This is a genomic window from uncultured Rothia sp., from assembly GCF_916715725.1.
GTDB lineage: Bacteria > Actinomycetota > Actinomycetes > Actinomycetales > Micrococcaceae > Rothia.
This window is the reverse complement of the sequence record NZ_CAKAPD010000001.1, coordinates 318,574-340,168: the sequence shown is the minus strand read 5'-3', so window position 1 is coordinate 340,168 and position 21,595 is coordinate 318,574. Positions and strand designations below refer to the sequence as shown.

The window sequence follows — 21,595 nt, the reverse complement described above, 5'->3', positions numbered from 1 at the left end:
CGGTTTGGGCATGTAAATGGGTGTGTGAAGGGAAGGTATCAATGGCTCAGAACGAGCAGAATTGGGATCGAGAGAACGCGGATGATCAGCTGAATAAGCAGGTTGCGCCGTGGTCTCAGCGCGCCTTCGCTGATGATGCTGTAGAGGACCCTGCCGGTGAATCTTCCGGCGAATCTGTAGACGAGTCTGCCGTTGAGTCTGTAGCTGAGGAGGGGTCGCTGGGCTTCTCCGATGCTCCCGCAGAAGATGGTGTAGACGAACTTTCAGGCGATTTTGCGGATGGCTTCGACAATGATTCGAGCATCCTTCCCGGGTACACCCCCGTCTGGGCGCGTATCGCCCTCGAGTACGGGGAGCACGCCGCTGAACTGGCGGGCGACCTCGTCTACTCCAGCGAGAGCGACGACCCCGCCGTTGACGACGTTGCCGCAACCATCCTGAACCTCATTCGTGAAGCCCGCAACATGCACGAGGAGGTGAAGGCGGAAGACCCCGATAAGCAGCGCGCCTGGAACGACCGCACGAAGGTTGACCGCCTCGCCGTCGCCCTGGAGAGCGAAGAGTGGACCGTCGATAAGCTCACCGGCATGTGGGACGACGCCCCCGCGCCCGCCGGACCCGGCGAATCGGATAGCCCCGAGTACCTGCGCGCCCAGGACGAGGAGCGCACCGCCGAGAAGCAGCGCAATGAGCGCATCGAGCAGACCATGGAGCTGGAGGAGAAGATTCAGCGCCGCCGCATCATGGCTCGTTCCACCACCGATGAGGAGCTGATTGCCGCCCTCATTGAGGCGACCGCCGCCTCCCCGGAGCTGATTGCTTACGAGATGGGTGAGCATCAGGTGCAGCTCTACGTGCTGTGTGCCGTGGACGATGAGGGCTACATGAACGTTCTTGAGGTCGCTGACGGCCACCTGCACGTGGGTACTCCCGTTGAGGATTACGTGGCGCAGCTGGTGGATCAGCTGCCGGTGACCGGTGCCGCCCTTGAGGGTGAGGCGACCGTGTGGGAGGAGCTACCCAATGGACAGGGTGAGCTGGAGTTCCTGGTGGACGGTGACGCCGCCATGCTCGTTGACCTGCCCATTGACATGATTACGGGGCTTCTTTTGGCGTACCTTCCTGCAGGCGCTCGGCAGGTTGTTGCAGCGCCGGCGGGGGAGTGGGCCCTCATTTCTGCCGACCCGGTGGATCTGATGGCGCTGCTGGGTCTGCTGAACTGCAATGCCCTGATTGCTGAGGGCAACGCGAACCAGCAGCACCTGGTGGTCTATGAGGAGCCCGCCCGCGAACCCTACTCGGATGAGGAATGGTACCTGGAGGCGTTCGGTGAACCCTACGAGAATATCGTGGAGGAGTTCACCTGGCAGCGCGTGCCTAAGCGTCTGAACCGTGCCCTCAGTCGTGAGGAAGTCGCACGTTTTGGCGGTGTGCTGGAGGATTTGCTCTCGGAGCTTCCCGGTAGCGCCCCGGAGCTGTCGGGTTCGAAGATTTTCGGTTCCGATGAGGATGAAATCGAGCAGGGCATCGCTAATGTCATGGCGATGTTTGGTGTGGAGGCTGACTCCATTACCGGTCGCCGCCTGAACGCGTACCTGCGCGATACGAGCAATACCCTGGCGCTGGAGTCGGTGCTGCAGCTGCTGGATGTTCCCACGGAGCTGGCGCTGGTGCCGACCACCGGTTTTGATGTGGTGTCGATTAGCACGGCGCGCATCTTCGGCAATGAGGATGAGGAGCTCGCGCAGCCTGCCGGTTCTGCTGAATCAGCTGAGGCTGAAGCTACTGATGCGCAGGCAGCTGAAGCTGTGGACGTTACCTTCCCCCTGGATAACTCCGTTGCCGAGGCACTCGCCCCTGACCATGATGCGGTTGAGCCCGGTGATGCAGAGGATGCTTCCTTCGAGGATGACGAGGAAATCGAGCCCTACCCGGGCGGCTACACCTCGCCCCTGGACCGTAGCTACCGCCTCGTTGCGACCGGTCGCCGCGTGACCCTCGCCGAGTGGATGGACGCGATCAATAACGCGCACATTCCCTACGAGTACACCCACATGGGTTCGCCGGAGGGATCTGCACCGGATTCCTTCGTGGAGAGTGAGGAAGGCTACCTGTCTCTTGACAGTGCCCTGCACGAGGCTGACTCGGCACTGAACGAGGAGCAGGCATTGCACGAAGCAACGGTGAGCCAGCAGGCTCCCGAGGGCTCTGCCGCGCTCGCGCATCAGGACCTCACTCATCAGGACCTTGCGCATCAGAACGATGCCGCGGCGGGCGATGAACCTGCGCCGAACTCATCGCAGGATGCCGAGCCTCAGGCACCGGCGTCCCAGAGCCCCGCACCGCAGAGCACCTCCACTCAGAGCCCCGCGCCTCGTTCGCGCCGCAAGCGCCTGACGCCGGAGCAGATTCGTGCGAAGACCCGCCGCGTGGGTCTTGTCCTGGGCGCGGATGTGACGGCTCAGAGCGCTATCGCCCTGACCTTGGCGAATGTGGCGCGCCGCCGCCGCGCGCGGGGTAAGGCGAGCCGTAAGTTCTCGGTGGCTGCCGCGCTCTTTGCGCTGAACGCTACGGTCGAGTCGGCTCTGATTCCGACGGTTCTGCGTTCTTTCGAGCAGACCCAGTTGAAGAAGCACGCCCGCCCGGTGGCGGATGCTGAGCTGGTGCATCCGGGTGACACCGCAGGGGAGCATCCCTCGACCAAGCGCACTCTGATTGATGACCTACGTGAGGGTCACTACCGCACGGTGGAGGATGCCGCCCCGTCCATGGAGCAGGCACCCTCTGGACTGCGTGAGCGTGCCCTGGGTATGATGCGTAGCATCAGGCAGCGTGCTGCGAAGAAAACCGACCGCTAAAGGAAAGAAGCCATGAAGGATTCCTATCTGAGCGATGAAGAGCTGAAGGCTTTTATCGCGACCCTCCCCACGCGCCGTTTGGCGGCGGGCGCGCTGATTCGTAATGAGTGCGGCGAGATGCTGCTGGTGAAGCCGAACTATAAGGACGGCTGGATTCTTCCCGGCGGCACCGTGGAGGCTGGTGAGGCGCCCAAGCCCGGTTGTGAGCGTGAGATTGTGGAGGAGTTGGGCCTGGATGTGAAGCTGGGTCGTGTGTTGCTGATTTTCCACGGCTTGTCGCTGGGTGTGTGGGGCGATTCGACCTACTACATGTATGACGGCGGCGTGATTGCGGCGGATACGAAGATTACCCTGCAGGATGCTGAGCTGGTGACCTATGAGTGGGTTGCTCCGGAGAACCTGGAAGGCTACGTGCGTCCGTCGATGGTGGAGCGTCTGCGTGAGTGCTACCGCGCCCTGGAGACGGGGGAGACTCTGGAGATGAGCAACCTCGACTCCTAGCCACATCAATTCCTAGCAACCTCGACTAGAGCTCGTTGATGAGGGGCTCGCCGGGAGCAGTTACTTGAGTCTAAACCGGGCACAGAACGCTGTTTAAAAGTGATGTTCGGTGCCTGCGGCAATTATTTTTCCGTGTCGCTAGCTTAAAATCTTGGGCTCTGATACCCTAGCTGAGTACCCGGCGACGCGCGACCCCTCTCTTCGCGCGCCGTTGTGTCCATAGAGGCGCCGTGAATGGCCCGCCCCACGGGTGCTGAACCGTGTGCCTCGCACCAAATTATGAAACAGGAGTAACCACTAAAGTGGCTGTTAAGATTCGTCTCAAGCGTATGGGTAAGATCCGCGATCCTCGTTACCGCGTTGTGGTCGCTGATTCGCGCGTCAAGCGCGACGGTAAGACCATCGAGGAGATTGGTATTTACCACCCGACCGAGCACCCCTCGCGTATCGAGATCAACTCTGAGCGTGCTCAGTACTGGCTCTCCGTCGGCGCACAGCCGACCGAGCAGGTTCTGGCTCTGCTGAAGCTCTCGGGCGACTGGGCAGCATTCAAGGGCGAGAAGGCAGAGTCCAAGGTTCTGCCCGTCGAGGCTAAGGCTGAGTTCGTTGTTCCCGAAAAGGGTTCCGTGATCCTGCCCGAGGCTATCACCCCCAAGGCTGAGAAGGCTGAAGAGGCTGCTGAGGAAGCAGCACCCGAGGCTGAGGCTGAGGAAGCAGCTGAGTAATTATGTTGGCTGACGCACTCGAACACCTGGTTCGAGGGATTGTCGATCGTCCGGAGGACGTGAAGGTGCGCTTGCGCACTCAGCGTCACCGTGAAACCCTTGAGGTTCGCGTGCATCCGGATGACCTGGGCCGAGTTATCGGCAGGTCTGGTCGTACCGCCAAGAGCATCCGTCTGGTGATGGACGCTATTTCTGATGGCGAGCCGATGCGTATCGACATTATCGACACCGACAAAAAGCGACGCTAGCTCGTAAACGCTTGAAGCCCCCGTTTCCGGTTTTCCGGAGGCGGGGGCTTTCGCGTACCCGGAACTAGTTTGCGAGCGCTCGCCCCGGTCACCGCGGAGGAGAGGTTGCGAGACGGCAGAATGCGCCCGTCCTAAGTGCCCGGTAGAATAGTGGGAGCCGTGCACGTGCACGGCGTAGGTTTTTAGCTTGTATCCAGCGGAGGAAAATTATGCAGGTTGTGGTGGCTCGTATCGGTAAGCCTCACGGTATTCGTGGTGAGGTGACGGTTCAGCTCTTTACTGATGCCCCGCAGGAGCGTTTTGCCCGCGGTGAGGTGCTCGGTATCGAGAATTTCAAGCCCGGCTCTGCTGCCGCTTCGGTGGCGCCTACCGGTGAGCTGACGGTTGCCGGTGCCCGCTGGAACAAGAAGATTCTGGTGGTCCGTTTTGATGAGGTGACCACCCGCAATCAGGCTGAGGAGCTGCGCGGCAGCCGCCTGGTCTACGAGGTTCCCGAGGATGAGGGCGATGAAGAGGGCTTCTACGAGCAGGAGCTGGTGAACCTGCCCGTGTACCTGCTGGCGGACGTTCCCGAGGGTGAGAGCCCCGTGGATAACCCGGCTGTGGGCAAGCCGCTGGGTAAGGTGACCGGTCTGCAGACCATGCCGGTGCAGGATCTGCTGCTGATTAAGCTGGCTCGTTCGCCGCGTCTTGCCTCCGGCGCGGGTGAAGAGATCATGATTCCGTTTGTTGAGGAGATTGTGCCCGAGGTGGTTCCCTCGACCGAGGACGAGCCCGGCTTTGTGCTGCTGACCCCTCCGGCGGGTCTGATTGACCTGCTCGAGGACGCTGAGCAGGCTACTGAGCAGGCGGGGGAGTAGTCCGTGCGCTACGATGTGGTCACGATTTTCCCCGAGTACCTGGAGCCGCTGAAGCTGTCCCTGCTGGGTAAGGCGCGCGAGAAGGGCCTGGTGGACCTGCACCTGCACGACCTGCGTGAGTACACGTTTGACCGTCACCGCACGGTGGACGACACCCCGTACGGCGGTGGCGCGGGCATGGTGATGAAGGCGGAGCCGTGGGGTTTGGCGCTGGATGAGGTGCTTGCCGCCTCCCCTCTGAACGCTTCCGAAGACTCTACTGAGGGTGCCAAGTCTGAGGGCACTGAGCCCGCCGCTGATACCCGCCCGTTGCTGATTGTCCCGTCCCCGGCGGGTGCCGTTTTCGATCAGGCGATGGCGTACGAGCTGGCAGAGGAGAAGCATATTGTCTTCGCTCCGGCGCGCTACGAGGGCATTGACGAGCGTGTGCTGGACTGGGCGCAGGAGAGCTTCCGCGTGATGCCCGTGTCCCTCGGCGATTATGTGCTTTACGGTGGCGAGGTTGCGGTCATGGCGATGATTGAGGCTATCACCCGCCTGATTCCGGGCGCGATGGGTAACCCCGCCTCCCTGGAGGAAGAGTCGCATACGGGCGGCCTGCTGGAGTACCCGGTGTACACGAAGCCCGCCGTGTGGCGCGACCGTGAAGTGCCGGAGGTGCTGCTGTCGGGTAATCACGGTGCGATTGCGCGTTGGCGTCGTGACCGTCAGATTGAGCGCACCCTGGAGCGCCGCCCCGACCTGCTGGAGGCGTACCCGGTGGAGCAGTGGGATAAGAAGGATCGCCGCTTCTTGGCCGAGCGCGGGGTGCATTTTGCGAACCCGGCGAAGGCAGCTCAGAAGAAGGCGAAGAAGAACCCCGCACCGCAGGCTGATAGCGCGGCTCAGGCGGCACAGCCTGATACTGCACAGTCTAATACTGTGCAGACCCAGCCTGAATCTTAAGCCTTAAATAGGCGCTTGCGAGCGCCTCGTAATCCTCCGAATGGGGGTTAGCGTCATATAACTGTTAGTTGGCGCTAACCCCTATTTTTTGTGCCCGCGAACCGTTATTCTGAGGTTAACCTCGCTAAGAACATAGCTCATCTATAGCTGATGCGAGGTTGTAACCCGCTTTCATCGTTGAAAGCACGTACTCAAGAGAAGGAGGACACATGTCCGTCGTTAAGGTTCACCGTCTTGCTGTCGTTGGCGACAACCAGGCTGAGCTGGAGAAGCGCTTTGCTGCTGCCCGCCACATTGCTGACTCTTTCCCCGGCTTTGAGGGTTTTGAGCTGTGGCGCCCCCTGGATGAGGGCGGCGACTACTTTGTGGTGACCCGCTGGGTTGATGAGGCGAGCCACGATGCGTACGCGGCGGCTCGTCGTGAGCGTGACCCGAACACTGTTGTCTCTCACGCTGATGGCACCATGAGCTTCGAGAAGGTGGAGTTCGACGACTAACATCTGTGTTTGTCTGCGTCTGACCGGATTTATGGCTGAAGCCCATGTGAGATAAAGAATTTATCTCATATAGTGAGGGGTCGCGCTAACTTTTCTGAATATTGCTTTAAGTGGGTATTAGCCCATGTGGAGGCGATATAAAGAAGGGTTGATGCGACCCCTCCTTGATTTTTCGGGGCATAAAATCTGCAGGTATTTCGTGGTGGTTGGATATGTGGGTTCGGCGCTATAAAACACCTGAATTATGGTCAATAAATGCCCCTGAAATCCTTCAATCCGAAAGTGACACTTTAATGCAAAAAGGTTATTATTGTTCCCGAGAGCACACTTCGTCCGTGCCGGTAGTTCGGGCGAGGACAGCGATCCCCTCTCGGCTACATCGCATGAGACAGCCGAGTCACTCAAGGGAATATTCAGCGCACCCGTGTGAGTACCTCCTCTGCATAGGAAGGTCTGGCAGGGGAGCCGACTCAACTATCACGTATTCACACAAGTGGTGCATGGTACTGGACCCCGCAATATATGGGATGGGAGCTTGGTGGTTCGAGCGTTCATCGTGGTTGATGACCCTCCCAGCCGCGGATAGAAAAGTGCTTTGCTTAGCGGGTGAGCAACTCGGTGGTCCGGACCGAAGCTCACCCGCTCCGCTGTTTAAAACCGACTTTTACACGTCCCAGACTTGGACTATACGTTACCTAGCGTTCCTGTACCTAGTGCTTTTCGGGTACCGGGCGCTCGCGGAACTCGATGGGCCGCTTCGACTTGGGCAGCGAGTACATGACCCGCAGGTATGCATCCTCGACTAGTTCTTCCAGCACCCGCTCGGTCACGCCCTCGCCGGTGCCCACAGAAATCCAGTGCCGCTTATTCATGTGCCATGCCGGGATGATGCTCGGGTAGATGCGCCGCAGCACCTCCGACTCTTCCGGGTCGGTTTTTAGGTTCACGATGGGGAAGCCGATACCCTCCGTGTACATGGCGAACATCTTGCCGCCAACCCGGTACACCGTGTGCTCGGGTCCGAACGGCTGATCGCGCGTCGCCAGCGGCATGGCGAGCGCGAGGCGGTGCAGGGTCGGCTCCAGGTCCTCGGGTCGCAGAAGTTGAAGTTTAGGGGAGGGGTTTGTGCTCATAGCTTCGAGTCTAGTGCCCCGCACGGTACCCCGCCTAGCACGCAACCAAAAACTCTCGTACTGCCCGGCAAATCCACGCTAAAATAGGGAACTATGGCTGAATTTATTTATCAGATGATCAAGGCCCGCAAGACTGTGGGCGACAAGGTCATCCTTAACGACGTGACGATGTCGTTCTTCCCCGGCGCCAAGATCGGTATGGTTGGTCCGAACGGTGCGGGTAAGTCGACCATCCTGAAGATTATGGCTGGCCTCGACCAGCCCTCCAACGGTGAGGCGCGCCTGACCGCAGGCTACAGCGTGGGCATCCTCATGCAGGAGCCGCCGCTGAACGAAGAGAAGACCGTTCTGGGCAACGTTGAAGAAGGCGTGGGCGAAATCAAGTCCAAGCTGGACCGCTTCAACGAAATCTCCGCCCTCATGGCTGAGCCCGACGCTGACTTCGACGCCCTCATGGAAGAAATGGGTCAGCTGCAGGAAGCTATCGACGCCGCTAACGCATGGGACCTGGACTCCCAGCTGGAGCAGGCAATGGAGGCGCTGCGCTGCCCGCCCGCTGACATGCCCGTTACCCACCTCTCCGGTGGTGAGCGCCGCCGCGTGGCACTGTGCAAGCTGCTGCTGCAGAAGCCTGACCTGCTGCTGCTCGACGAGCCCACCAACCACTTGGACGCAGAGTCCGTGCTCTGGCTGGAGCAGCACCTGCAGTCCTACGAGGGTGCCGTCATCGCGATTACCCACGACCGTTACTTCCTCGACCACGTGGCAGAATGGATCGCCGAGGTTGACCGCGGTAACCTGTACCCCTACGAGGGTAACTACTCCACCTACCTGGAGAAGAAGCGCTCCCGCCTCGAGGTTCAGGGCAAGAAGGACGCTAAGCTCGCTAAGCGCCTGAGCGAGGAACTGGACTGGGTCCGCTCCAACGCTAAGGGCCGCCAGGCTAAGTCGAAGGCTCGTCTGGCACGCTACGAGGAGATGGCTGCGGAGGCTGAGAAGACCCGCAAGCTCGACTTCGAAGAGATTCAGATTCCTCCGGGACCCCGCCTGGGTAACGTGGTTATTGAGGCTGAGAACCTGCAGAAGGGCTTCGACGGTCGTTCCCTGATTAACGGTCTGTCCTTCTCCCTGCCCCGTAACGGCATTGTGGGTGTGATTGGTCCTAACGGTGTGGGTAAGTCCACCCTGTTCAAGACCATTGTTGGCCTGGAGCCCCTCGACGGCGGCAACCTGAAGGTCGGCGAGACCGTGAAGATCTCGTACGTTGACCAGAACCGCGCGAACATCGACCCGGAGAAGAGCCTCTGGGAGGTCGTCTCTGACGGTCTGGACTACATCCAGGTCGGCAACGTTGAAATGCCTTCGCGTGCGTACGTTTCCGCGTTCGGCTTCAAGGGCCCGGACCAGCAGAAGAAGGCGGGTGTGCTCTCCGGTGGTGAGCGTAACCGCCTGAACCTGGCGTTGACCCTCAAGCAGGGCGGTAACCTGCTGCTGCTCGATGAGCCCACTAACGACCTGGACGTTGAGACCCTCGCATCCCTGGAAAACGCACTGCTGGAATTCCCCGGCTGTGCAGTGGTCGTCTCTCACGACCGTTGGTTCCTGGACCGCGTGGCAACCCACATCCTGGCGTGGGAGGGCACCGATGAGAACCCGGATCAGTGGTACTGGTTCGAGGGTAACTTCGAGTCCTACGAGAAGAACAAGATTGAGCGCCTCGGCCCTGAGGCTGCTAAGCCGCACCGCGTGGTGCATCGCAAGCTGACCCGATAGGGTTTGGTGGTGAGCCCCGCCTCCTGACGCTGTTATGGCGCAGGAGGCGGGGCTTTACTGTGTCCGCTGGACGCCGTATGCGCTGGACACAGTATGCGCTCGCGAGGGGAGGGGGCGTGTGTTCACCGGTAGAAATAGTTCGCCCAGTAGTGACCGGTACGTCGTAGCAGAGTACATATTCGCGGTTTAATGGACGTGTATAACTAACGCATTTGATACGAAGGGTAGAGTGTCATGCTTTCAAAATATAACTGGATGTCCTTAGCCACCGGTCTGCTGCTGGTTGCAACGGCGATCTACATGTTCGCCAACCCCGCCACCCCGCTGGCTGTTCTGGGTTTCGTGTTCTCGATTGCGGTGCTGCTCGGTGGCGTGTTTGAGCTGGTCCGCTACTTTGGCGCGTTGAAGCCGGCACGTACCGGCTGGGACCTGGTTAACGGCATCCTGACCGTGGTGGTTGGTCTGATTCTGCTGAGCGCTTCGGCTGGTGCGCAGGCGACGTACATTCCGACTATTGTGGGCGTGTGGCTGATTGCGTGGGCGCTGATTCGTCTGTTGACTGCTCAGGGCCTGAAGTACCTGAGCTTCACCGCCGGACGCCACCTGCAGTTCTCTGCTATCGGTACCCTGATTCTGGGTTTGCTCGTGCTGCTGTTCCCGATGTTCTTCGGTGCGGTGGCAGTGTGGCTGATTGCCCTGGTGCTCCTGCTGGCTGGTCTGGTGTTTGTGGGTGACTTCTTCGTTTCCCGCCGCACCAAGCGCACCGTGCACATTTCCCCGGACGGTGTGATTGACGTCGAAGCCAAATAAGAGCTTCCAAACGGCTTCTAGACCGTACACTAGAACATAAGAAAGACCGTGTGAGACAACCACCTCACACGGTCTTTCTGCATGCTCTAACGTTTTGAGCTGTCGCTGTGCCGAAGCTTTAGGGTACCTGCGGCTTTAGCGGTACTCTGCTTTATCGATGCTTGACTTTATCGGTACTCGGGTTTATCGGTATTCGGGCAGGCGGAACATCATTTCCTGCGCCACGGTCGCCACCAGCTCGCCAGAACGATTGAAAATCGAACCCTGCGCGAGCATCCTGCCACCCTGCGCGCTCGGGGAATCCAGCACGTACAGCAGCCACTCGTCGGCACGCGCCGAACGGTGGAACCACATCGCGTGATCCAGCGAGGCGCTCTTGAGGCCCGGCTCCAGCCAGAACTTGCCGTGACGGCGCAGAGCCGGCTCCAGCGGCAGATAATCCGAAGCATAGGCGATAGCGGCGCGGTGCTCCGCCTCCGAGGCCTCAGAACCATCAGCACGCACCAGACGGTCAAAGGTCTTGAACCACACGCAGGCACGCGGCTCCGTCGAGGATGAATCCGGCTGGGTGTACAGCGGCGCATCCACGTGTCGCATATCAATGGGGCGTTCCCACGCGACCGCCTGTGCAATGGGGTGAGGGAGCTGGCCCAGGTAGTCGCTGACCAGCGGCAGCGACTCGGGGTCCGGGACCTCCGGCATGGTCACTGCGGTGTGCTCCGGGCCGCGGCTATCCGCCTGGAAAGACATAATCGCCGAGAACATGGGCGCCTCATCCTGGAACACCTGCACACGGCGGGTCGAGAAGGAGCGGCTATCGTTCAGACGCTGAGTGGCGAAGAACAGTTCACGCTCAATATTGCCGGGGCGCAGAAAATAGGCGTGAATCGAGTGGATGTCCTTGCCCTCCACCGTGCGGTCGGCGGCAATAATCGACTGGGCAAGAACCTGACCACCGAAAGTACGCGGCTGCTCGCGGGTGAGCGTCACACCGGTAGACACTTCATCGCTACCGAAGGAGGCGGGCGCCGCCTCCACGGGGGAGAGGTCCAGCATCCGCATGAGGTTTTGGGTCACAGTGGGCTTGGTCATGGTTTTATTCTCGCACGTTTTCAATGAGCCGGTTTCTGGCGTAGAGTGGGAGAGCATACTCTGAGACAACCACGACAGGTTGATTCGGAACACTGACTAGGAAATATTGACCCGGACAATCAATCCGGATCATCTATTTCACACACCATCGCATATATCACCCACCAACTTGCCACCGAGCAGGCCAACGCCGAAAAGGAGCAGAAATGACTACGCCGTCTGAAACTACCCCTGATACCGCACAGGACAACGCTCCCGACCAGAACAATGCGCCCGCACCCATCGAGCTCAAGTACAACCCCCACGAAGGTGTGGAGGAGCCCTTCCTGATTCTGCCCGGCGGCGCCCAGGGTGCCGCTGTGGTCAAGGACCTTGCCACCTACATTTCTCGCGCCCTGGCGGTCAACCCCGATGCGGCAATCCGCCTGACCGCACGCGGCCGCGTCGTGGCGGTATTCGCCTGCTCCCTGGAGCCGGAGGACGCCTCCTCGAACACCCCGGTCATTATGGGTCTGCGTGCCCTGCACCTGTTGGCTGATTCCACCCTGGACATGACCGTTCAGGCGCAGGCGCTGCTGGATCGTCTGGCGCGTCTGCAGAAGCAGGCAGAAGAGCAGGCTCATGGGGAGAACCCGCAGCTGGTGCTGTTCATGCCTCCGGTGACCGTCAACGCTAGCTGGGCGGGTAAGTCCGCCCCAATCAGCGGCTGGTACGAGGTTGGCACCGTCCCGGTTGAAGAGTTCCACCGCGCCACCGCAGAGGGCCTGGAAGCGGTAGAACGCGCCCTGCCCGAGAACCCCGGCGCCGCGGTGCTGTCCACGGTGCGCTCGCGTATTTGGTCCTCCGATATGGTGCTGGAGTACCTGCCCGAGTTCGATACCGTGCTTGTGCCGACCGGTGCGGCATTCGCCCTGCGCGTGTTCGGTTTCATTCCGGAGGGCTTCACCGGGGATCTGCCGCTGTTTGCGGCGCATGTCGGTTCGGAGGAGTGGCTGCGCATCGTGGCGCCCGCCGGCATGGTGCTGGTGCGCCGCGGTTCCGGCTCGCTGCTCTAAACGGCTCCTTGAGACATTTCTAGACTTTTTATGCTGGTGGCGTGGGCTCTTTGCCTGCGCTACCAGCGGTTTTTCTCGGCGTATTGAAATAAAGATGATGAGCTTAATATGACGTTTGATAGGGCATTACTTTACAAAAATAGGGTATTCTAGAGAAACTACGCCCTTCACCGGGGCGTCTATGACACACCGATTTACCAGCCACACCGCACGGGAACTCTTCCGCCGCGCCCTCACCAGGCGCATTCTTCCCGTACGGATCGAAAGTGAGACCTTCATGGATCTGATTGCAGTCGACATCGACGGTACCCTTGCCAGTAACCGAGATCAGATGGACAAGTACCTGACCGGTTTCTTCGCCAGCTACCGCCGATTTTTTAAGGCGATTCGCCACGCAACCGTTAACGTTGAAGTTGCCGACCGTGTCCGCGAGATTGCGGCAGAGACCGGTGCAGAGATTGCAGTGATTACCGGTCGCGACGGCTCCTACATGAAGGAGCTGAACCAGTTTATTGAACGCGCAGGCCTGAGCCCCAAATACGTGTTCGCTAAGCCGGGCAACGACGGCTCCAACAGCCCCGAGTGGAAGGACTCCATCATCGAGTCCTTGGTTGCTGACGGCAACCGCATTATCCACGCTTTTGAAGACAGGGAACACGAAGTGTACCTGCGCCGCGGCATTCCCGTGACCTGGGTTGCTCCGATTCGCGACTACACCGGCGAATGGCACTACGAGTCGATCGACATTGACCCGGTCGCCTGGGCTGCCGAGCAGCGTGAGAAGGAAGCCGCTCGTGAGCGTCAGAAGCGTCGCCTTGCGGAGGGCGTGCTTGCACACCAGAAGGCTGAGGCGAAGGAACGCAAGGCAAGCGTCGCGGCATAAAACCTGCACACTAACTTAAGAGCTGCGGTGGGTAACCCACTCAAACGAATGAGGCGCCGGAAGGATGTATTTCCTTCCGGCGCCTTATTTTTTGATGCCATATGCGTTGATCGAAGCTGATGTACTCGGCTGATTACACAGTTAGTTTACGCGGTGCCGAGCAGTTCACGTAGACGAGTCGCAAAGGGGCCCGCCAGCTTATGGTGCGCCTTCTCCTTCAGATGCACGCCATCAGCCATGTCACCCTCAGTCAGGTAGATGGTCTGCCAGTCCGCGGTGTCCATGAACAGCACGCCGGTCTCGCGGGCACCCTGTCGTGCAACCTCGTTCGCCACGTGACGCTTATGCGCCACCTGCTTATCAGCCGCAGCATCCTCGCTCATCGACACCACGCCGCCGAACACGATCTTCGACGACGGGTACATGCGACGCAGCTGCTCAATGACCTGAGTCTGGTGCGCGTTCACGTGCTCGCGAGCCTTCGTCTCGTCCTCGTGGATGTAAATGTCGTTACCGGAGGCATCCAGGTAAATGATGCCGGGGTTACCACTCGGCAGAGCCCAACGGCCGCCCATCACACCCTGATAGTAGGAGGGGCACACACCCTCGCGGGCGGTCACAAAACCCACGCCGCCGCAACGGAACAGGTACGGTACAAAACCTGCCTGCTTCAAGCCCAAACCAACCCAGGAGGTTGAGGTCACCTGCGAGTCACCAATCACCAGGGCGTCCTTGGCTCCCAGAACGTTGGTGTTGCGCGTCAGGCTGTTCGCCGTATCCCAGTAGAGTTCAGCCTTCTCGAACTTGGTGTACAGAACGCCGTTCTCGGAACGCCAGCTCACCGGCAGACCCTCCCAGCCAGCAAAGTCACTGTACTCGCGCTGCTTCCACCAGTGCGTGTAGACGCCGGTTTCCACCGCGACCGGGCCGTACTTGGGGGTGTACATGACCACGCCGCCCTTGAACTGCTGAACCAGCATGTCGGCGGCATCAGCGGAGGTGGAGAACGGAGCCTGAATCTCACCGGTTGCCTGCGCGCCTTCCTTGCCGAAGGCGTTCTGCGCGGTGCGTTCCATCTTCTGAGCCGGGGTAGTCGGTTCCGGAGTCGGCTCGGGGGAGGGGGACTCGCTGGGGCTTTCCTGCGCCGACTGGGTAGGCTCGGCGCCCGCGGCAGCGGTAGCGGCAGTGGCACCGGGCGCGTTGAAGCCTCCTGCGGAGTACACGCCAAAGGAACCGGCGGCAACCACAGCAACGATTGCGCCGGTCAAAGAAGCTTTCGCGATAGGAGACTTGATAGAAGGCATGCACAACAGTATACGATAGGCGCAACCCCAAGTAGAGAGCTTTTGAGGGATATTCAAATGAAAACAACAAAAAAATATGCACCGCAGTGACAATATTTTGAACTTGGGGTGTAACTCGGTGTGAAACTGCTGCGCAAACCGGCACGTAAACCGGTACGCGACTTGGGGCGCAACCCAAAATAGAACCGGCATACCCCCATACAGAAACGTCCCCTCCCACCCCGCAAACGGGGTAGAAGGGGACGAATAGAAACTCATGAGAGCGGGTAACGAACCCGCCTCAGCTCACAAGCATTATTAGATGTCAGCAGCCTGAACCTTCAGCGCACGAGCCACGCCGTCGCGTGCCTCCGCAATCTGACGGTACAGAGCCGCAGCATCCTCAGGCAGGGACGCCAGGTACTTCTCGGTACGCTCGAGCAGCTCAGCGGTCGGCTCGCTCGGGTACATGCCACCAATAATCTGCATGGAAATCTCGTGCGAACGCGAACGCCAGATGCCCTCAATCTGCTCGAAGTACGGCTCGTTGTACTGGGCAATCAGCTCGGGCTTGCCGGACTTGAAACCGGAAATAGCGTAACGCTGAATCATGTTCGACAGCTCGCCGGTCACCATGATCTTGTTCCAGTACTCAGCCTTAGCCTCCGCGGTCGGAATCGATGCGTATGCCTGAGCGGCATACTGCTGACCGTTCGCGGTGTTGTCGTTCTCCAGCTCCGCAGCGATCTGCTCGGCGGAGAAACGACCACCGGTAGCCAGGCGGCACACCAGGTTCCAACGCAGGTCGGCGTCAATGTCCAGGCCCTCAAGGGTCAGCTCACCCTCGAAGAGGCGCTGCACATTGTTGTACTGGTCCTCGGTGCGGGTCTGGTTGATGAACGCCTGCAGCAGCTGCAGCTGAGCATCCGAATCGGGCTCTGCAACGCATGCCAGCTCCCAGAGACGGTCAGCGGCACGGTGGCGGGTCTCCTCGCGAGCCTCAGGAGCCACGAAGGAGTGCAGGGTAGCGGACAGGTTGTTGATCTGGGTGCGCAGAGCGGTGGAGTTGGTCTCCTTACCGATGTTGTTCAGCACCAGGTCAACGTACTTACGCGCCGGCATCTGAGCGTCACGCACGGTATCCCAGAGCGAACCCCAAACCACACCGCGAGCCACGGACGAATCAATGTCGCCCAGGTGCTTGATAGCGGTCTCAATGGAACGCTCATCCAGGCGAATCTTTGCGTACGCCAGGTCCTCATCGTTCAGCAGCAGCAGGTCGGGACGCTTCTTACCGAGAGCCTCCTCAACCACGGTCAGCTCACCGTCAATGTCCAGCTCGATGCGGTCGGTACGGGTCAGCTTGCCATCCACCAGGTTGTAGAAACCAATCACCGCACGGTGCGGGCGCAGAGTCTCGAAGCCCTCAGCGTAGGACTGGCGAATACCCAGCGACGAAATGTTGCCAGCCTCGTCGTTCTCAACCTCAACGGCAAGGGTGTTCACGCCAGCAGTCTCAAGCCACTTAGCGCTCCACGCACGCACGTCACGGCCGGAGGTGCGCTCCAGCTCAACCAGCAGGTCGTCCAGAACGGTGTTGCCCCAGCTGTGCTTATCGAAGTACACCTTCAGGGCAGCCATGAAGTTTTCCTGGCCAACCCACGCCACCATCTGACGCAGCACCGAAGCGCCCTTCGCGTACGTAATGCCGTCGAAGTTCACCTGAACATCGGCAAGGTCACGAATCTCAGCCACAATCGGGTGAGTCGAAGACAGCTGATCCTGACGGTACGCCCAGGTCTTCTCCGATGCGGCGAAGGTAGCCCACGCCTCCTTCGCGTAGCGGGTGTTCTCCGCAGCAGCCAGGGTCGACATGAACTCAGCGAAAGACTCGTTCAGCCACAGGTCGTTCCACCACTTCATGGTCACCAGGTCGCCGAACCACATGTGAGCCAGCTCGTGCAGAACGGTGATAGCGCGGCGCTCACGCAGAGCCTCCGCAACCTTGGAGCGGAAGACGTAAGTTTCCAGGTAGGTCACGCAGCCAGCGTTCTCCATCGCACCGGCGTTGAACTCGGGCACGAACAGCTGATCGTACTTCTCGAACGGGTACGGGGTCTTGAACTGCTCCTCGTAGAACTCGAAGCCCTGACGGGTCAGCTCAAACATGTCCTCAGCATCCACGAACGGCATGAGGGACTTACGAGCGTACACGCCCAGCGGAATCACGCGACCCTCAGAGTTGGTCAGCTCGCTGGTCACCTTCTCGTAGGGGCCAGCCACAATCGCGGTAATGTACGAAGACATGCGCGGGGTCGGCTTGAAGAACCAGGTCTTCGCACGGCCGCAACCGCACTCCTTATCCTCAACCTTCACCTCGGGCTGGTTCGACACAACCACCCAGTGCGAGGGCACGCGCACAATAAACTCGAATTCAGCCTTCAGGTCGGGCTGCTCAAAGACGGGGAACACGCGGCGGGAGTCCGGCACCTCAAACTGGGAGTACAGGTACACTTCGCCGTCGGCGGGGTCCACGAAACGGTGCAGGCCCTCACCGGTGTTGGTGTAGAACATCTCTGCATCAATGATCAGGGTGTTCTCAGCGGCAAGGTTCGGCAGCTGGATGCGCTCGCCGTCCGCCAGGTCGGTGCTCAGTTCTTCGCCGTTGAGGTTAATGGACTTGACCGAGGAGGTGATGGCGTCAATGAAGGTGGAGGCACCTTCCTGAGCGTCGAAGCGAATCTCAACCTTCGAGGAGAAGACGTCTTTGTCCTTCGGAAGGTCGAGTTCAATACGGTACGAGTGCACGCGCTTAATGATGGATGCGCGTTCGGTTGCCTCATTGCGGGTTAGGTTCAGGCCGGGCATACAGCTCCCTCTCCTTAGATGTGAATAGCGTGCCGTGTTGACACGCCCTGTCATGGTGCGCTGGTTCCCGAGGTGCGCGGCTCCTGCGACGTTGCATACGTAGCGCTGGAGGCGTTCAAGTTTGGGCGCGGCGAATCGGGACACCAAAAAGTGCCATATCCCACAGTCTACCGTATAGGTGGGGGTCTAGAAGGCTCCGCATTACCCGAACCCGCGCGAATTCGATACAGTTAAGACAGAAAAAACCCAAACGGGGAGCGTATCCCACCTGATGGATGCGCGGCGCACTCTAGCAACGGCGCTCAGAACTGAGAACCGGCGCCTCCCACGAACGCACAAACGCACGTCACACCAAGACAAAATCACCAGGAGAGTACCATGCGCGTACACATCGCAACCGACCACGCTGGCCTCGAACTGAGCCACTACCTGATCGAGTCCCTCACCGCTGCGGGCTACAAGATGATTGACCACGGCCCCGCCGACTACGACCCGCTGGACGACTACCCCTCGTTCTGCATTAACGCAGCCCTTGGCGTGAAGCGTGACCGTGAGGCTGGCCTGGATTCCCTGGGTATTGTGCTGGGCGGTAGCGGTAACGGCGAGCAGATGGCTGCGAACAAGGTTGAGGGTATCCGCGCGGCTCTGGCGTGGAACCACGACACCGCGGCACTGGCTCGCGAGCACAACAACGCACAGGTCGTTGCTGTGGGCGGCCGCCAGCACAGCAAGGAAGAAGCGCTGGAAATCATCAAGGTCTTCCTGGCTACCCCCTGGACCAACGAAGAGCGTCACGCACGCCGTATCGGCCAGCTGGCCGAGTACGAGCAGACCGGCGACATTGCCGGCAAGCAGATTGACGCTGCCTAAGCTCTAAAATCTGAGGCGCATAGTGCAGGCTATGCGCCTCAGTCGTCTCTGTACTCCAGATAATCCGTACTGCTTATACCCGCGCTATTTCTAGCCGCCGAGTTTTTGAGGGGGACCCGTGCCCGAAGGCCACTCTATTCACCGTATCGCCCGCCAAATCAGCGACGTCTTTACCGGCGAGCGCGTGCAGGTTTCCTCCCCGCAGGGCCGCTACGCTGAGGGTGCCGCCCTGCTGGATGGCCACACCATCACCGGCGCGTATGCGCACGGCAAGCACCTGTTCGTGACCTTCGAGAACGACCTGACCTTGAACGTGCACTTGGGCATTTACGGCAACTGGAGTTTCGGCGGCGATGAGACGTTTACGGGTGCCTCGAGCATTGGCGCGCCCCGCAAGATTGGTGAGAAAGAATACGCTGCGGGGGAGGAGCCCGAGTATGCCGGTCCTCCCGAGCCGAAGAGCACCGTGCGTTGCCGTATTGTTTCGGAGCACGGCTGGGCTGACCTGGTGGGTCCGACTATTTGCCGCACCCTCACGCCGGAGGAGGTGCGCACCGTCCGCTCCAAGCTCGGCCCCGACCCGCTCAACCCGGATGCCGACCCCGAGCAGTTCTACCGCGCGGCGCGTAAGAGTTCCCGTCCGATTGGTGTGATACTCATGGATCAGGCGGCAATCTCCGGTGTGGGCAATATTTTCCGCGCCGAGTCGCTGTATCGTCAGGAAATTGACCCGCTGCGCCCCGGCAAGAGCCTGAGCGATGAGGAGCTCAAGCGGCTCTGGGAAGATAACAAGCATCTGCTGGTTATTGGCGTGCGTGTGGGGCGCATCATCACCACCGAGCCGGAAGACCGCCCCGGCGTACCCGAAACTGAGGCATGGCCCGACCACGCGAACTACGTGTACATGCACCATGGCGAGCCTTGCCGCCGCTGCGGAACCACCATCCGCATGGAAGAAATCGCCGGCCGCAAACTCTACTGGTGCCCCGGCTGCCAGGTCTAAAAACTACTCAAATATTTGACAGCCCAGATGGAACCTCGATACTATAGTCAAGTTCCATTCCGGGGATGTAGCTTAATGGTAAAGCCTCAGTCTTCCAAACTGATTACGCGGGTTCGATTCCCGTCATCCCCTCCACTTCAAAGGCTCCGACGCAAGCGTCGGGGCCTTTTTCGTTGCGGGATGACGGGAATCCCTTCCGCATGCGGATTTGTTTCCTCGCGCGCTCGGAATCCGCATGCTCCAGCTCGTCATCCCCTCCAATTAGACCTCGGATGTGATAAGTCCGGGGTCTTTCTGTTTGCGGGTGTTTGACTGGTGTTAGGTGCGTTGCTCCTTTGGGGGTGTGAGCGTTTGACCAGTGTTTGGCGGGTTGGGTTCTCGCAGCAAAAATGTCCGCCATTGGAACACCGATGACGGGCCTGGTAAGAACCAAGAACTCGCGAGTTACAGGGCGACTTCGATTTCGTGCCCCGACTTGAAGATGACTCCGGCCGCGACCAGCAAGCGTTGATAACCCCTTAGACGACAAAAACGCCCCCACCCTCCGGTATGGAAAGTGAGGGCACAGACTGAAAAGTTGATAACTGTAACTACTGGTATGTACAGTAGTGGGTGTGGGAACGAAAGACAGATTGATCGCCGCCACGCAGGAGCTGTTGTGGGAGCGCGGGTACGCGGCCACCAGTCCGAAGGACATCCTGCAGAAGGCTGAGGCGGGCCAGGGCAGCATGTACCACCACTTCTCCGGCAAGCAGGACCTCGCGGTCACAGCACTGGAGGAGACAGCCGCTGGCATGAGGGCGAGCGCCGAGATACTCCTGCATGGGGAGGGCTCGCCCGTGGACAGGGTCAAGGCGTATCTGACGCGCCAGCGCGACTCGTTGAAGGGGTGCAGGATCGGGCGCATGACCTATGACACAAACGTGCTTACCTCCCCCGAGTTGCTCGCCCCGGTCACCCAGACCCTGGCGTGGCTGGTGGAGACCCTCGCGGGCGTCATTGCCGAAGGGATCGAATGCGGGCAGCTGCGCGCTGACGTTGATGCGCGTGAGGTGGCCTCCATGGTGGTGGCCACCATCCAGGGCGGCTACGTCCTGGCTCGAGCCGGGCAGGATCCAGCAGCATTTGACGCCGCAGTGCGCGGCGCCCTCCAGTCACTGGCCGCCCTCGAGCAGTCAACAGTTTGTAACGAGTAGAAGGGAATTTTCGGACATGTATGCCATGCAGTACCGGATCACACTTCCCAGCGACTACGACATGTCAATCATCCGTGAGCGCGTCGCACGCACGGGCCACCTCATGGATGGCTTCGACGGGCTTGGTTTCAAGGTCTACGGCATCCAGGAGAAGGCTTGTGGTGTGGCACGCAATGCGTACGCGCCCTTCTACCTGTGGCATGACGTGGATGGCATGCGTGCCTTCTGTTGGGGTGAGATGGGGTACGCCTCGATTGTGCGGGACTTCGGCCGTCATCCCATCCAGGACTGGACGGTCCACCGCTCCACACCCGGCCTGGCCTCCGCTGCCCAAGCGAAGAGCCTGACGATCAAGACCCTCACACTGCCGGACGGGAGTGCCCCCTCAGAAGTGCTCCCCAATCTGACCGACGATTTCCACGCGACCGCGGGCAGTGACGTCGTGTGGAAGGTCAGTGCCGTCGACGTCACCTCATGGAGCCTCATCCTGGTCACCGTCGCCACCACCCCGGTGGACTACACCGTTGCCGACGTTGACTCCTATGAACTCCTCCACATCTCCCTCGGGGACAATTCTGCCCGGTAGAGCACGAAAGTGCCCCCACCCGCCGGTGTGACAGGTGAGGGCGCTAGTGCCGGTCAGGCAGATGTGGGTTAGATGAGTTTGCGGTTGACGATGACCTGGACTGCCTCGTAGAGGTGACCGAGGCGGTCGCGGCGTTCCGCCCCGTTTCCGTACTCGCCACGGATGACCACATCCGCCATGGCCTCAATGTCGGCTGCGGGTGCCGGGGCCTTTTGTGTTGCGGGGTGACGGGAATCCCTTCCGCATGCGGATTTGTTTCCTCGCGCGCTCGGAATTTTCGCCCTCCAGCTCGTCATCCCCTCACCGCGCATCCACACAAAACACCCTGCAAAACCAAGGGAGACAGGGGAGTACGCGCTCAGTGGAAATAAACCGTGCACGAGCCGCTGTGTTGGGCATTTAGCGGGAA

General features: G+C 60.1%; 20 protein-coding genes and 1 tRNA gene. 16 read left to right on the top strand and 5 right to left on the bottom strand.

Annotated elements, in window-relative coordinates; translation table 11 throughout:
* The first annotated feature begins 41 nt into the window (after positions 1 to 41).
* The 7 genes from QZ822_RS01290 to QZ822_RS01260 all read left to right on the top strand — a co-directional run bounded on the left by QZ822_RS01290 (position 42) and on the right by QZ822_RS01260 (position 6,634).
* The gene (locus QZ822_RS01290; RefSeq protein ID WP_294642010.1) at positions 42 to 2,858 is read left to right on the top strand and encodes a hypothetical protein; all 2,817 of its coding nucleotides are present in this window, start codon (positions 42 to 44) and stop codon (positions 2,856 to 2,858) included.
* A 12-nt stretch (positions 2,859 to 2,870) separates the two neighbouring features.
* Positions 2,871 to 3,359 carry an NUDIX hydrolase gene (locus QZ822_RS01285; protein WP_294642007.1) on the top strand — a complete coding sequence of 163 codons (489 nt, stop codon included), beginning with the start codon at positions 2,871 to 2,873 and terminating at the stop codon, positions 3,357 to 3,359.
* 302 nt (positions 3,360 to 3,661) lie between these two features.
* On the top strand, positions 3,662 to 4,084 hold the full coding sequence (gene rpsP, locus QZ822_RS01280; RefSeq protein WP_049358453.1) for a 30S ribosomal protein S16: 423 nt from the start codon (positions 3,662 to 3,664) through the stop codon (positions 4,082 to 4,084).
* A gap of 2 nt (positions 4,085 to 4,086) precedes the next feature.
* A complete protein-coding gene (locus QZ822_RS01275) occupies positions 4,087 to 4,332 on the top strand; it encodes an RNA-binding protein (protein ID WP_005505691.1) in 246 nt (81 codons plus the stop codon).
* Between the two features lie 209 nt (positions 4,333 to 4,541).
* A complete protein-coding gene (rimM, locus tag QZ822_RS01270; protein ID WP_219101206.1) occupies positions 4,542 to 5,192 on the top strand; it encodes a ribosome maturation factor RimM in 651 nt (216 codons plus the stop codon).
* Positions 5,193 to 5,195: 3 nt separating this feature from the next.
* Entirely contained in the window at positions 5,196 to 6,137 is a 942-nt protein-coding gene (trmD, locus tag QZ822_RS01265) for a tRNA (guanosine(37)-N1)-methyltransferase TrmD (RefSeq protein ID WP_294642004.1), read from the top strand.
* Between the two features lie 209 nt (positions 6,138 to 6,346).
* Positions 6,347 to 6,634 (top strand): antibiotic biosynthesis monooxygenase, encoded by a 288-nt coding sequence (locus QZ822_RS01260; RefSeq protein ID WP_012903365.1) that lies wholly within the window; start codon positions 6,347 to 6,349, stop codon positions 6,632 to 6,634.
* Positions 6,635 to 7,344: 710 nt separating this feature from the next.
* Here QZ822_RS01260 and QZ822_RS01255 read toward each other — a convergent pair.
* Entirely contained in the window at positions 7,345 to 7,767 is a 423-nt protein-coding gene (locus tag QZ822_RS01255; RefSeq protein WP_049354581.1) for an MmcQ/YjbR family DNA-binding protein, read from the bottom strand.
* Between the two features lie 93 nt (positions 7,768 to 7,860).
* Between QZ822_RS01255 and ettA the strand changes: the two genes are divergently transcribed.
* Positions 7,861 to 9,540 carry an energy-dependent translational throttle protein EttA gene (gene ettA / locus QZ822_RS01250; RefSeq protein WP_279754147.1) on the top strand — a complete coding sequence of 560 codons (1,680 nt, stop codon included), beginning with the start codon at positions 7,861 to 7,863 and terminating at the stop codon, positions 9,538 to 9,540.
* A 255-nt stretch (positions 9,541 to 9,795) separates the two neighbouring features.
* Positions 9,796 to 10,350 (top strand): DUF308 domain-containing protein, encoded by a 555-nt coding sequence (locus QZ822_RS01245; RefSeq protein WP_294641999.1) that lies wholly within the window; start codon positions 9,796 to 9,798, stop codon positions 10,348 to 10,350.
* A gap of 183 nt (positions 10,351 to 10,533) precedes the next feature.
* On the opposite strand, the gene QZ822_RS01240 is transcribed toward QZ822_RS01245, so the two are convergent.
* Positions 10,534 to 11,442, bottom strand: a complete 909-nt coding sequence (locus QZ822_RS01240) for an acyl-CoA thioesterase II (protein ID WP_294641997.1) — start codon at positions 11,440 to 11,442, stop codon at positions 10,534 to 10,536.
* A gap of 206 nt (positions 11,443 to 11,648) precedes the next feature.
* On the opposite strand from QZ822_RS01240, the gene QZ822_RS01235 reads away from it, so the two are divergent.
* A complete protein-coding gene (locus QZ822_RS01235) occupies positions 11,649 to 12,497 on the top strand; it encodes a transcriptional regulator (RefSeq protein WP_294641995.1) in 849 nt (282 codons plus the stop codon).
* A 277-nt stretch (positions 12,498 to 12,774) separates the two neighbouring features.
* Positions 12,775 to 13,380 (top strand): peptidase, encoded by a 606-nt coding sequence (locus QZ822_RS01230; protein WP_294641993.1) that lies wholly within the window; start codon positions 12,775 to 12,777, stop codon positions 13,378 to 13,380.
* A 146-nt stretch (positions 13,381 to 13,526) separates the two neighbouring features.
* Here the strand turns inward: QZ822_RS01230 and QZ822_RS01225 are convergent, their stop codons facing one another.
* Both QZ822_RS01225 and pepN read right to left on the bottom strand, forming a co-directional pair.
* On the bottom strand, positions 13,527 to 14,684 hold the full coding sequence (locus tag QZ822_RS01225) for an SGNH/GDSL hydrolase family protein (RefSeq protein WP_294641991.1): 1,158 nt from the start codon (positions 14,682 to 14,684) through the stop codon (positions 13,527 to 13,529).
* Positions 14,685 to 14,981: 297 nt separating this feature from the next.
* Positions 14,982 to 17,531 (bottom strand): aminopeptidase N, encoded by a 2,550-nt coding sequence (gene pepN, locus QZ822_RS01220; protein ID WP_294641988.1) that lies wholly within the window; start codon positions 17,529 to 17,531, stop codon positions 14,982 to 14,984.
* Positions 17,532 to 17,909: 378 nt separating this feature from the next.
* Here pepN and QZ822_RS01215 point away from each other — a divergent pair, with 378 nt between their 5' ends.
* The 5 genes from QZ822_RS01215 (at position 17,910) to QZ822_RS01195 (ending at position 21,186) form a co-directional block, all read left to right on the top strand.
* Entirely contained in the window at positions 17,910 to 18,401 is a 492-nt protein-coding gene (locus QZ822_RS01215; RefSeq protein ID WP_049356738.1) for a ribose-5-phosphate isomerase, read from the top strand.
* 118 nt (positions 18,402 to 18,519) lie between these two features.
* Positions 18,520 to 19,404, top strand: coding sequence for an Fpg/Nei family DNA glycosylase (locus QZ822_RS01210; protein ID WP_294641986.1), 885 nt, complete (start codon positions 18,520 to 18,522; stop codon positions 19,402 to 19,404).
* Between the two features lie 61 nt (positions 19,405 to 19,465).
* Positions 19,466 to 19,539 (top strand) — tRNA-Gly (locus tag QZ822_RS01205).
* A 479-nt stretch (positions 19,540 to 20,018) separates the two neighbouring features.
* Positions 20,019 to 20,600: a TetR/AcrR family transcriptional regulator gene (locus QZ822_RS01200; RefSeq protein ID WP_294641984.1), complete on the top strand. Its 582-nt coding sequence runs from the start codon at positions 20,019 to 20,021 to the stop codon at positions 20,598 to 20,600.
* 16 nt (positions 20,601 to 20,616) lie between these two features.
* Positions 20,617 to 21,186, top strand: a complete 570-nt coding sequence (locus QZ822_RS01195) for a DUF4865 family protein (protein WP_294641982.1) — start codon at positions 20,617 to 20,619, stop codon at positions 21,184 to 21,186.
* 68 nt (positions 21,187 to 21,254) lie between these two features.
* Here the strand turns inward: QZ822_RS01195 and QZ822_RS01190 are convergent, their stop codons facing one another.
* Positions 21,255 to 21,482, bottom strand: a complete 228-nt coding sequence (locus QZ822_RS01190; protein ID WP_294641980.1) for a hypothetical protein — start codon at positions 21,480 to 21,482, stop codon at positions 21,255 to 21,257.
* Positions 21,483 to 21,595: the final 113 nt, after the last annotated feature.